We start from the raw sequence: 12,111 nt of genomic DNA, 5'->3' as shown, positions 1-12,111 counted from the left end.
GGGGGCTGAAGCCGATTGAAACGAAGCGAGTCACTCTCATCGAACTGACGTTAATTTAGCTCACATACTGAGGGATGATTCTGTTTTTGGGCGATCGCTACTCCAACCACTGCTTCAAAAAAGAAAGCCCCAACTCCAAAAAGGAATCAGGGAAATCAGCAAAAGGTTTGGGTTGGACGGATCTGCCTGGAGCCAGTTAGCCCATGTGAGCCAAGATATCCGTTGCGTGAGTCGCCGTCTGAATCGATTCAAACACCTGCTTGATCTTGCCGGACTCATCAATGACATAGGTCACCCGCTTGGAGTAGCCGCCACCATCGACATCGTAGGCTTTGGTGATTGCCCCATTGGTGTCTGCCAACAGCGGAAACGGCAAGCTGAACTTCTGAGTGAACTGCTGATGAGAGGCTTCATCATCCATGCTCACGCCCAAAACGGTGATGCCTCTGGTCAGGTATTGCGTGTAATTGTCTCGAAAGCTGCAAGCTTCTTTAGTGCATCCCGGTGTATCATCTTTGGGATAAAAATACAGCACGACGGGCTTTCCAGCATAGTCTGACAAGGAAACCGTATTGCCCTGGGTGTCTTTGACGGTGAAATTAGGGGCCGTTGCTCCAACAGATAAAGACATAGTTGACACCTTAGTAATTCAAACTTCCGTTAAAAATTGTAAGGTACTAAGAGAAGTCAAAACTTCTACTCTTTGCAGTATTTGATAAATTACCTTGTCTGAAGGTCGATCGCTTATGACACTCTTTTCTGCTTGCAGACGCTGGATTTTGCCAGTTTTTACGCTAATTCTCACCGCTCAATTTTGGATGGCTCCCGCTCAAGCGACCAGTCTGTATGAGGTTCCGCCGCTCCCTAGCGATACGAGAGTGATTGATCTAGCTGAGATTTTGAGCCGCCTCAACGAAGGGAAGTTTAACGAATCCCTAAATGCACTGGCCGAGAAAACGGGGCAAGAAGTCCATTTTGTGACGATTCGCCGTCTCGACTATGACGAAACGATCGACACCTTCACCCAAAAACTATTCAAACAGTGGTTTCCGACTCCCGAATCGCAAGCCAATCAGACCCTATTGGTAATCGACAAGCTGACCAACAACAGCGCGATCTACACGGGCGAAAAGGTGAAGGAAGTCATGCCCGATACGATCGCCAACAGCATTGCCCAGGATACGCTACAGGTTCCGCTACGAGAAGGTGAGCGCTACAATCAGGGGTTTTTGGATGCCAACGATCGCTTAGTTGCCGTTCTGTCTGGAGAACCTGATCCGGGCCCGCCTGTGGTCAAAGATACGGTGCAGGTCGAAGGCACGTTTGCCAGCCCAGAAGAAACCAAGGAAAGCAACGCAACGGTTTGGGTAATCGGGCTGTTGATCGCAGCGACGGTGATTCCGATGGTGACGTACTTCTGGTATGTGAAATAGAGGTGTTTTGAGGTTTGGGTTAGAGTCACGATCGACCAAATCTTGATCTTTCTGATCAGACGACGATCGCCCCTGTCAGCCGCCCAACCTCAAACCCTCTCTCACCTGAGATCCAAACCTGTTTAACGTGGATTCAGCAAACTTCTTCACTTTGATTGCCGCTCTACAAAATATTCCTGACCCTGGGCGCAATGAATCAACCCTACAAGTGGGGGATTTAAGATATCCCTTAAAAATTTCTCTCGCACAAAAGCATACTTAACAAGTTCATCCCTCATCCCTCTGCTCTGCGTTCACTGTCCAATCTTTGCGGCAGAGGTTTGCATCGTTTTACAGGAGGCTGGGGTGAGCGGGGAAGGGTGAGGAGTCGCAATCGAGGCTTGAGCAATGAGTTGGACGGTGCCATCAGCCTCAATGACCCAGCCCTGGGCTTCTATGATCTCGTTGGTGACAGAATGAGAAGGGGTGATGGCTTGAGGAGACTGGGGGGTGATCTGCTCCAGCAGATATTTCTTCGAGATCGCTGAATTTGGCACGATCGGAGTCAGTCCTACTAAAACACCATCTCCGGTAAACAGATCAGTGGGACTGGTGGGCAGACCGCCTCGTCCGGTTACAGTGAAGTCATTTTGATTCGCCGTCCCGTTGGTTGAACATTGCTGAGAAATCTGATTGGTCGGGTCAACAAGATTGGTCGGCAAAGACACCAAACCGCTACCGGGATCGATACTTAGGGTGTTCAAAATCACCTTTCCATTCACCCCAAATTGTGAACTAGCCGTAATGTCGCTGCGGGGCGTGTCTTTGGGTTGAAAGGTGAGACCAAAAATTGCTTGAGTGGTGATCTCAACCTTGCCGCCGTTGCCTGTAAATGCGTTAGCTCGAATATCACTATTTTCTGACAACACACCCAAAATAAAGGGAGCCGAAATTGTGATGTTGCCGCCGTTCCCTCCGGATTGGGTCGTTCCTGCGCTAGAGGAAATCAGGCTGCCCTGCCGCAAAAACAAAATGTCTTGTGCCTGAATCGAAATGTTGCCACCCTGGGCGCTGGCGGTTTCTGCGGAGAGAAGGGCCCGATCGACCAGGGTCAATTGATTGCTACGAATCTGCACGTTGCCGCCTTGTCCCTGTCCGCGGCTGCCTACGGCGACCCCTGCGCTCGATCGCAGATTTAACCTGTTTGCGGTTAAGAAAATGCTGCCCCCGTCGCCCGTCGAGTCGGCTGTGGTGTTGGCGAATAGTCCTGTGCCATTTCCAGAGAGGAGAACGCGATCGCTGACCGTTGCGGTGATGTCTCCAGCTTGACCGCTGCCAGACGTGGTGGTTCGCAGTTGTCCCCCTTCAAATGCTGTGATGTTGTTCGCATTCACCGTAATGCTGCCTCCCGGACTTTTGGCCGTTGCGGTCGCGTTCAGGGTAGCGTTTCTCGAAATTTGAAACGTATCTGTCTCGATTCTGATTTCTCCACCCTTTCCGGTGTCAGAATTGGTTTGCGTGACCAATCCACTATTCAGATCAGAGATGTTGACGGAACCGTTGACCGCTTCAATCGTAATATTTCCCGCATTCCCTTGACCAAAGGTACTGGCAGATAGTTGAGCGCCCTCTGTGAGCGTAAAGTTAGGCGTTATGACATCAATTTTTCCGCCGTTGCCCGTGGAATTAAGGGTTGCGTTTGCGAAAAGTCCGGTGCGATCGCCAGAAAGGGTGACGCGATCGCTGCCATTGACTCGAATATCGCCTGCCTGACCTTGCCCAGACGTTGTGGTGAGAAGCTGTCCCCCGCTTTGGGCATCTACGGTTTTGGCGCTGACTGCAATGCTGCCTCCCGGAGCCGCGGTTGTCGTCGCATTCAAAGTTGCCTGGTTGCTGATCTGGAAGCGATCGGTGGCGATCGTAATCGTTCCGCCTTGTCCGACATCGGAGTTGGTTTGGGTCACCAGGCTACTATCTGGATCTGCGAGGTTGACAGCATTGAGCGCCCTGATTTGAATATCACCCGCTTTGCCCTGTCCTGAAGTGCTGGCAGAGAGTTGAGCGCCTTCCCGGCCAGAAAGGCTGTTGGTTTTAATATTGATCGTTCCGCCGTTCCCGATCGCGCCCTTACCGACTGAGTTATCGATACGTCCTGCGCCCAAAAGTTCGATCGCCTCCTGCACCTCAATATTCACGTTGCCTGCATTGCCCTGTCCGCCTGAAATGCCTGCGGTTTCAGCAACGACCGACGTGAGAATGGCACCCCCGTTGATCGAGAGATTTTTAGCCGTGAGGTTGACATTGCCACTATTGCCGACCGCTCCCACTTCTACTGTGCTGTAGATGGTGCCGCCTCGCTGGAGGGTGACTTGATCTTGAGCGGCGATCGCGACACTTCCCGCATCCCCTTTGCCCAGGGTCGCCACATCTAGAAATCCATCGTCTGTGATCAAGAGAGAACCTGTTGTGATTTTGAGGCTGCCCCCGGTTCCGATCGCGCCTGTTTGCACTGTGCTGGCAATTTGTCCACCTTGCTGAACGCTAATGTGATCGCTTGCGTTGACGGTGATATTTCCTGCGTTTCCTTGTCCGAGTGTACTAGCTGCTAACTGAGCATTACTGCTGACATTCAGAGAGCCAGTCTCGATCGTGATGTCGCCTGCGTTCCCAATATCGGATGTCGTGGCAACAATCTCACCGTTATTTATAATATTTGTATTTCTAGTGTTAATCACGATACTTCCTGCATTGCCGCCACTAGAGGCTTGAGCAGTTACTTTAGCGTCATCTTCTACGGTTAAATCATTGATATTCAGTGCAATCAAACCGCCATCATCAGCATTCTCAGTCGCAGCGCTAATCGTTCCACGATCGCTCAATCGTAGTGTTCCTGCATTGACTGTAATGCTTCCCCCGCCCCCGGTTGAAGTTTCTTGAGTGGCGCTAAAGATTCCTGACGAATTTGCGTTGCGGTTATTGACTCCTGCGATCAAGATGCTGCCTGGAATGCCGCGATCACGAACGTCGAGAATAATATCGCCTCCCTGTCCGTCGGCCCCTCTTTCAACGGTGCTAGAAATAGAGGCTCCATTGAGGATTTGGAGTCCCGCTGCTTGCAGGTCGATCGTGCCCGCTTGTTTACCAACCCCTCCAAAAGAGACATTGCTGGCGATTCCGCTTCCCGATGCTTGTGAGTTTTGACGCGATCCTTCTAAAATGACCCGACCCGTCGCCCTAATCGTCACATCTCCTGCCCTGACATCCATGCCATCTCCAAAGTTGTTGGCCAACAGTTCGGAGCCATCTCTCAATTCAAGAGAGCCTGTATTAATGATGATGTCGCCACTGCTGCCCAACGATCGCAAGTCCGCCAGCGTAAACACCGCACTGGGACGAAAGTCAAATCCTGTCCCTGTTAATGAAATCGAATCTGTAACGTTGAGCGTAATGCTTCCGCCATTTCCAGTCGCTCCCGTGCGGCTTTGGCTTCTAAGTTGTCCTCCATTGGTTAAAAAGAGCGATCGAGCATTTACCGTGATACTGCCTGCATTGCCGCTGCCAAAGGTGCTGGCTTCAAGGCTAGAATCTTGAGTCACCGTCAGCAAATTAGTTGTAATGTTGATGCTGCCTCCGTCATTAGCATCTTGTGCAAACGAGTTGGCTGTCGCGTTGACGCTGCTGTTTTGGATTTGAATCTCGTCTGTAGCGTTTAGCGTGACCTGACCCACGTCGCGATCGTCCGCTCTATCAACAGGTGTGCTGGCAGACAAATCAGAATTATTCAACACGATCGTTTTAGCGGCTGGCAAAGTTTCATTATCGGGATGAGTTCCCAAAAAAATCTGTCCTAGATAGCCTTCGCTGAATAGAGTGCTGCTATCTATCTCGATGCGATCGGCGGCATTGACAATCAAATCTCCTGCATAGCCAAATGCATTGTTGTCAGCCTTGAGCAGCGAGTTGCCCACCAAGACCGAACCTTCTAATGAGGCGATGTCGATCGTTCCATAGGCGGTCAAGTCGTCTCTGTTAGAAGAGATGTCGATCGCGACTCCATTCAGCGCAATGTCACCTCTGGCAAGTAGTGTAACGTTCCCACTGGTGCTGTTAAAAGCGGATGCCGAAGCGTTAATATTCCCGTTCAGTATTAGGCTATTTCCAGCGCTTAGAATGACGTTTCCACTAATACTATCGGTTGCAATCGTGGAAGTATCTAATGATTGATTAACTAGAATATCTTTTTCTGCTAGAAAGATGATTTCTCCACTATTTCCAAATAGGTTAGCGTAAGTTTTCACTTGACCATTTACGATCAATCCATCGCGGGAATCGATCGCCACTAATCCCCCTGCATTATTTGCCGTCGTATCAATCTCACCCACTTGAATCATGCCCCCCGGCAAGGTGAGGTCTGGCGCAAATCGATTGGTGATCAAAACCTTGCCAGCAGAGGTAACCAGGTTACCCAGAGTAATGTCTGCACTGGTTGCTGTCTCAAAGGTTGGCAGGGGCGTGACGTTGCCAAATGTGCTATTTCCGGGAGAGCCATTAAGCTGATTCCAATCAATTCCCGCCCGAATGTCGAGTACCGTTTCTGCACTCCCGTCGAGTGTGATTTCTGTCCCGTTAGAAAGCGCGATCGAGAGCTGTCCAAAAATATCGTTTGGGTCAGGTGCAGTAATGAAAATATCGCCTGAAATTGTGACGCTGCCGCCTGCAAAAATATGAAGAGAAGCCCCTGTATAGCTGTCCAGGCTGACATCACCATCAGCCACGATCGTCGGATCAGTTGGGCTAAAGAGCGCTCCTAAATGACCATCCAGTTTCTCAAACCGCACGTTGCCCCCACTGCGATAATGAGCATCCCCGTTGATCGGATGGGCGCTCCGCAACGTCAGATCCCTACCTGCAAAAAAGCCACTTGCGGGATGATTTAAGGCAAAAATATCGACCTTCTGATTTCCCTGAACCAGGAGATTTCCGCCTGATCGAGCGACAAAGGGGATCGCACTATCCCGCACTTGCAAGGTGTCGGTGGCCAAAAGCGTCAGGTTTCCGCCTGCTTGAAGTTGTCCCTGTAACTCCAAATTGTTGGATGCCAAGGTCAGATTTTGTCCGGTGGTCAGATTGCCTCGATTGACGATGCTGCGCTGCTGAGTGCCATACTGCAACCCTGGCGTGAGATTGACCTTTAGCACCGATGGGATTTGCGGCGCGATCGCACTAAATTCGCCTCCGTCAAACTGAAGTTGGTTGGCAGTACTGGCTAGAAACGAGCCACCCAGTTCTAATCGAGCATTGGGGCCAAATATAATGCCGTTGGGATTGAGAAAAAATAGATTGGCGGTGCCGTTGGCTTTGATCAGTCCATCGATGCTGGAGGCCGACGTTCCGGTAACTCTGGTGAAAATATTCTGAGTTTGCGACCCGTTGTTAAAAAACGCCACTCCGCCCGTAGGAATCGAGAACTCCCGAAAACTATGAAACAAATTGGCTCCCTGGATCGTTCCTCCCTCGATCGTGCAAGCGGTACAATTCTGCTCCACTAGAGAGTTAACCGGAAGGGTATTGTCAGGAATAATCTGCGCCTGAACAGAACTAGCGATCGCCAAATTTGTAGCCAGAATACTGAGGAGCGATCGCAGAGAAACTTGATTCATAGAGCTAAAGCTAGAAACGATCGGGGACAAAGATACTAAAAAGGTGCGTCACGGATCACACCGAACACACCTGCTTATGAGGACTAAAGAGCTACTTTGAGGCGCGAATGGGAGCCGCCGCGATCGCATCCAAATCTGCGGATTTTAGCAAGTCTTGCCAGGCGACTGTGTATTGAGTGTTGTTGGGTTGCGATTGTCTGAGGGTGATCAAATCGGCCAAGGTGTCATGCCAGATTCCAGACTTGGCGAGTAGGGCTACGCGATCGAGTCCTTTAGTTGCTGCCAACTGATTTTTTAACCTAGCATCCGGCTGAATTCGGCGCACAACCCCTTCTACAAAAGGATCTCCAGGTTTGGGAGACTTGCAGATTACCGAGGCTGACCATTTATAGTCTTTGCCAAGTGCTAATAAGGGGCCGGTGGCAGGTAGGGTGATGCTGACAATGCTGGCGGCGTTGGTAACGGCTACACGAGTTTGATATAGACCATTGCCCGCTTGATCTTCTAGTGTAAACTCCACGGCTTTTGCAGCACTCTGAGGCACATAGACTAGAAAAGTGGGGCGATCGGACACCGTTAACCCCAGTTTGCTGACAGGTACCAGCGGCGTGAGAGAGTTTGCCAGCGATTTGACCAGGGGCGGCGCACTCGAAAGTCCGGGCGCTTTTTGACAGAGACTTCCGCCTCGTCGTCCTCCTCCTACAGTGACGGCTGGGGCGGGCTGTCCTTTGGGCGGTTCAAAGCCAAATCTTGCCTGAGCCGGAGGAACGAAAACAGAAGGGAATAGAACGATCGTCGCTGAGAACAGCGCAAAAAACTGGGGAGTTTTGCAAGTCATAATGCAGGAATCCCTTAGATAGCAGGTTTGTAGATTACTTAAGTTGTGCCCAAATTCAATTTGATTTGCTCAGATAAACTTAGGCGCTGAGAATGGGATTTCTACTACAGCTATCCTATTTAAATGGTGAGAATTTAGCCGTTAGTGATTAGTTGTCAATCAAAGGCTAAGGAGATTTCTAGCAGAGAAGTGACCAATCTTGGGAAGCCCTCTAAACCCCCCAATTCTGGAAACTTTGACTTTCAGAACTCCCATTGGAGACGGACAGGTAGATTTATTAAAGGAAATCTCCTAAGAACTCATGACTAGAAACTTGCCATTTGAAGATCCTCACAAACGATCTAGATTTCTGTAGTTCCACGGCTTGTTCTGCTAAAAAAACTGTGTGGCTCAAAGCCAATTGCCAACGAGGACAAAGGGTGCCCAGTAGTAGGGATGACGCAACCCAGGCTGTTTCAAGATGATTTGTTGAGCGTGACGCAGCGCTTCGGCTTTGGTCATGTTGGGTTGAGCCAGCGCTTGATAAAACTCAGTCATAAAGGCAGATGTCGCTTGATCATCGACCGCCCAAAGTGAAGCAACTGTACTGCGTGCCCCCGATCGCACCGCCACTCCGGCCAATCCCAATGCAGCGCGACGATCGCCATCGGCCGTTTCGCAAGCACTCAAGACAAGTAACTCGATCGGGTGTTGGGTTTCTTGTGCCCTGCGCTGGAGCAATTCGCCAAGCTGTTTGACAGTAATGGGATGATCCCATGCCAAGACAAAGGTTTCCTCAGCGTTGGAGCTAAATTGTCCATGTGTGGCCAAATGCACCACGGGGAAAGGCGTTTTCTCGATGAGTTGTTGCAGACTGGCGCTAGTGAATTTCTGATTGAGCAGCACTTGAGCCGGGATTTCGGACTTGATTTGAGAAATTTCAGTTTCGACTCCGGGCAGCGAAATAAAGCCATGTCTCGACTCACTCAATCCCCCAACCAAAACCTGAAGCTGGCTGGGAGCAAGCGGCCGAGGATCAAGGAGTTGCAGTCCGGGTGCGATCGAAATGCCGTATTTCTCAATTAAGTATTGCTGACCATCGTGCAGAGCCGCCATCGGAATATTTTTGAGCGAGCCATCGGGGACAAAAACCAGCGTTTTGATGCCTGCGTTGGTCAAGTCTGACTCGGCGGGACGAATCAGCAGATCGTAGATTTTTTGAGCGATCGCCAACCGTTCTTTTTCCAGAGAGGTGCGTCTGAGCGAGTAGCGCATCTGATCAGAAAGGCTGTCTAAATCAGGTTGAGAAAGGTTGGTTGCATAGTGACGTAAGGGTCGATTCGCGATCGAAAGAACCACTTCTAGTCGATCTTTCAGAACGATCGGGTAAATAACGGCAGCCGTTGAGTCGATGTAGTCGATTTGAGTGGGACGATCGCTCAAACAAGATTCTCGAAAGAAGTTATCAAGTTCGGCGAGTTGCAGCGATTCGATGACTTCACGGGCTTTTCGCAGATTTTCTTGACTGGTGACACTAGGTTGTAACAATAGTCCGACAAACTGACGATACACAGGCTCTACACTTTCCCGAAACGAGAATTGCATATCCAAATTGCTGGCAACCAGATCTTGACGAATCGAATTGAGGGTTTTGATGGTTTCGGTGTAGGTGGCGATCGCGGCTTGGGTCTGTCCCTGGGCATTGAGTAGTCTTCCTAGCTGCCACTGCCAACGATAGGTGATATCTGCGGCGTTGCTCATTTGCGCGAGAACTAATGCTTTTTCGGTCAGCGATCGCGCTTCTGACCATTGCTGATTTTTTTCGTAGAGTTCGCCTAAGTAACCTAGTGCGTATGATTCTGCGGGTTGATCGCTCATTTTTTGGGCTTGTTGGGCTGCGATCGCCAGTAGTTTGACAGCGTTCTTTGTAGCGATCTGATTTTCTTGCTGGTTGATTTCTGGATCTATTTTTTGCGTGGTTTCTTCTGTTTCCTCTTCTGTGTCGTCTGATTTTTCGCTGGTTGTCAGTCGCGTTATACTTTGAGCAAGATTAACTGTTGCATAGATTGTCATCCGACTGGGCGTAAGTTGATTTAACTGCGATTCGATTTGATGAATTAGAGACTGGGCTTTGGGTCGTTGGTGAGTGTCAATCAATAAGCGCAACTGATTGAGTTGAATCTGGACACGGGTTGCTGACGGTGCAGTTTCTAAGGCTTGCTGATAGTAATTGAGCGCCTCGATCGGTTTCTCAGTGCGAAGCGTATTGCCCAAACTTAAGAGCGCCAATGTGATGTCTGAAGGAGACTTTAATGCTTGAGCGATCGCTAAACTTTGTTGAAGAGCCGTTTGGGATTGGCGGACAGCTCCCATCAGCCGCAGAGCGTCTCCTAAATTGAGCAAACTAGAGGCTTTGAGTTGTGAATCTGGCTGATCTTTGAGGGTTTGAGTCACCTGTTCTAGCGTGGTCTTAGCCCGTTGATAAAAGCCTAATGCTCTAAGTGCCTGCGTCTGATTGATCAAACTGCGCGTCATATCAGAACGATCGCTCGCTTGTTGAAACAAATCAGCCGTTTTTTGCCAGGTTTTGAGCGCTTGTTGGGGTTGTCCCTGAGCGAGTTGTAGATTGCCTTGAATGTTTAAAACTTGTCCTAAAAGTGATTGAGTTTTAATCAAATTTTGAGCAGATTTACCATTCTCCAACAAGTCCAGACTGTCTGCGATCGCTTGATTCGCTTCTTGCCACTGCCCTAATTGCTGATGCGCCATTGCTAGATTACTCAAGACAGCCGCCTGATTTGCCCGATCGTTCTGACTTGCAAAATGTTGAACGGCTTGCTGCCAAGCTGCGATCGCGTCTGCAAATTGTCCTGCTTGATAATGGGTTGTACCCAACTGCACTAATTGATCAGATTGATTAGAGACGCTGGTCTGTTTAAAGAAAATTGCGGGCGCGATCGTGTTGGGAATCTTGGCGCTGACTGGAGAACTGGCCAAAAAGAACAAATTTAAGAACAACCCGATCGCCGCCGCACAGCATCCCAAACTAATGAATTTTAGGTACTGACGCGATCGTCGTCTTAAAACGGATTGTTTCCGCAAGTTGAGAGCGTGGTTCGGAGGTTTTCTAAAGGAGGGCATTTGGCTTTGGCGAAGAGGACTCCCTGCCATGCAAACTAAATTTGTTGGTCAAGTCTGCTGCAAAATCGCGGATCTTTGGCTTTACCCAGGCAAACTTTGTGCGTGTAGCTGCGGTGATTGGCGCTCATCGCCTCATTCAAAATCTTTCTCCACCCAAATCTTGATTTCCAGTGACGCTGTAAAGTGGAAGCGGTAAACTTTTTGAGACAGTTTGAATTAGGCGATCGCACAGGAACTCAAATGGCACTGGAATATCCCGAAGATCTGAAATATCTCGACACCCATGAATACGCTCGGCTAGAAGGCGACATTGCCACCGTTGGCATTAGTGCATTTGCGATCGACCAACTGGGCGACATCGTGTTTTTAGAACTGCCCGACGTAGGAAGCGCAGTCGAACAAGGCGAGAGTTTTGGCACTGTTGAATCGGTCAAAGCCGTCGAAGATTTGAAGTCACCCGTCACAGGCACCGTGATCGAAGCCAATGTAGACATGGTAGAGACTCCCGAAAACCTGGTAGACGATCCTTACATCGCAGGTTGGCTGATCAAAGTGAAAATCGACGATCCGAGCAGTTTGGACGATGCACTCTCAGCAGAGGACTATCGATCGCAAGTCGAAGGCGCGTAAAAAGGTGAAGCTCGAAATTTTGAAGCGAAGTTGTCATAAAGTCCCCCAGAATGAGGGGTTGGGGGGCAGAAGCGCTTAATAACGAAGCGAAAAAACTTTACCAAACCGACGCTAAAACAGATGATGAATGACAGACAGCAGGATGAGACAAACCGACAGCTTGCTCACATTACCGAAAATCTAGAAATGGTCACTGACCAAATCGGGCGATTGACAGAGGGATTGACCGACATCAAATTGACCGCCCAACAGCAAGCAGAAAACATCGCAAAACTGACGGATAACATTACTCGATTAGTGACAGTGGTCGATCGTCAGGCTCAGATGATGGAAAAACTGTTTGAGCAGCAAAATCGCTGACAAAATTTACGAGATTTCACGGTTTAACTTCATCATCCTTTCACACTTGATCGTGCAGCTAACGGGTTGATTGTTGCAAAATATAAAGACT

Annotated in this window: 8 protein-coding genes; 4 read left to right on the top strand and 4 right to left on the bottom strand. The window is 49.6% G+C overall.

Annotated elements, in window-relative coordinates:
* Window positions 1-74 precede the first annotated feature (74 nt).
* Window positions 75-200 carry a hypothetical protein gene (locus tag ACKFKF_RS23100; protein WP_446869845.1) on the top strand — a complete coding sequence of 42 codons (126 nt, stop codon included), beginning with the start codon at window positions 75-77 and terminating at the stop codon, window positions 198-200.
* On the opposite strand, the gene ACKFKF_RS23095 is transcribed toward ACKFKF_RS23100, so the two are convergent.
* Window positions 197-631: a peroxiredoxin gene (locus ACKFKF_RS23095; RefSeq protein WP_446861609.1), complete on the bottom strand. Its 435-nt coding sequence runs from the start codon at window positions 629-631 to the stop codon at window positions 197-199. The two genes, ACKFKF_RS23100 and ACKFKF_RS23095, sit on opposite strands and share 4 nt — an antisense overlap.
* Before the next feature lie 115 nt (window positions 632-746).
* Between ACKFKF_RS23095 and psb32 the strand changes: the two genes are divergently transcribed.
* Window positions 747-1,433: a photosystem II repair protein Psb32 gene (gene psb32, locus ACKFKF_RS23090; protein WP_446861608.1), complete on the top strand. Its 687-nt coding sequence runs from the start codon at window positions 747-749 to the stop codon at window positions 1,431-1,433.
* Between the two features lie 293 nt (window positions 1,434-1,726).
* On the opposite strand, the gene ACKFKF_RS23085 is transcribed toward psb32, so the two are convergent.
* From ACKFKF_RS23085 to ACKFKF_RS23075, 3 genes are all read right to left on the bottom strand, one after another.
* Entirely contained in the window at window positions 1,727-7,072 is a 5,346-nt protein-coding gene (locus ACKFKF_RS23085; RefSeq protein ID WP_446869844.1) for a beta strand repeat-containing protein, read from the bottom strand.
* A gap of 91 nt (window positions 7,073-7,163) precedes the next feature.
* The gene (locus ACKFKF_RS23080) at window positions 7,164-7,910 is read right to left on the bottom strand and encodes a DUF928 domain-containing protein (protein WP_446869843.1); all 747 of its coding nucleotides are present in this window, start codon (window positions 7,908-7,910) and stop codon (window positions 7,164-7,166) included.
* 390 nt (window positions 7,911-8,300) lie between these two features.
* Window positions 8,301-11,030, bottom strand: a complete 2,730-nt coding sequence (locus ACKFKF_RS23075; RefSeq protein ID WP_446869842.1) for a CHAT domain-containing protein — start codon at window positions 11,028-11,030, stop codon at window positions 8,301-8,303.
* A 201-nt stretch (window positions 11,031-11,231) separates the two neighbouring features.
* On the opposite strand from ACKFKF_RS23075, the gene gcvH reads away from it, so the two are divergent.
* Both gcvH and ACKFKF_RS23065 read left to right on the top strand, forming a co-directional pair.
* The gene (gene gcvH, locus ACKFKF_RS23070; RefSeq protein WP_446861604.1) at window positions 11,232-11,660 is read left to right on the top strand and encodes a glycine cleavage system protein GcvH; all 429 of its coding nucleotides are present in this window, start codon (window positions 11,232-11,234) and stop codon (window positions 11,658-11,660) included.
* A gap of 123 nt (window positions 11,661-11,783) precedes the next feature.
* Window positions 11,784-12,020, top strand: coding sequence for a hypothetical protein (locus ACKFKF_RS23065; RefSeq protein ID WP_446869841.1), 237 nt, complete (start codon window positions 11,784-11,786; stop codon window positions 12,018-12,020).
* Window positions 12,021-12,111 lie beyond the last annotated feature (91 nt).

The sequence above is a fragment of the Phormidesmis sp. 146-12 genome (genome assembly GCF_052939495.1).
This window is presented reverse-complemented; position numbering and strand designations above follow the sequence as displayed.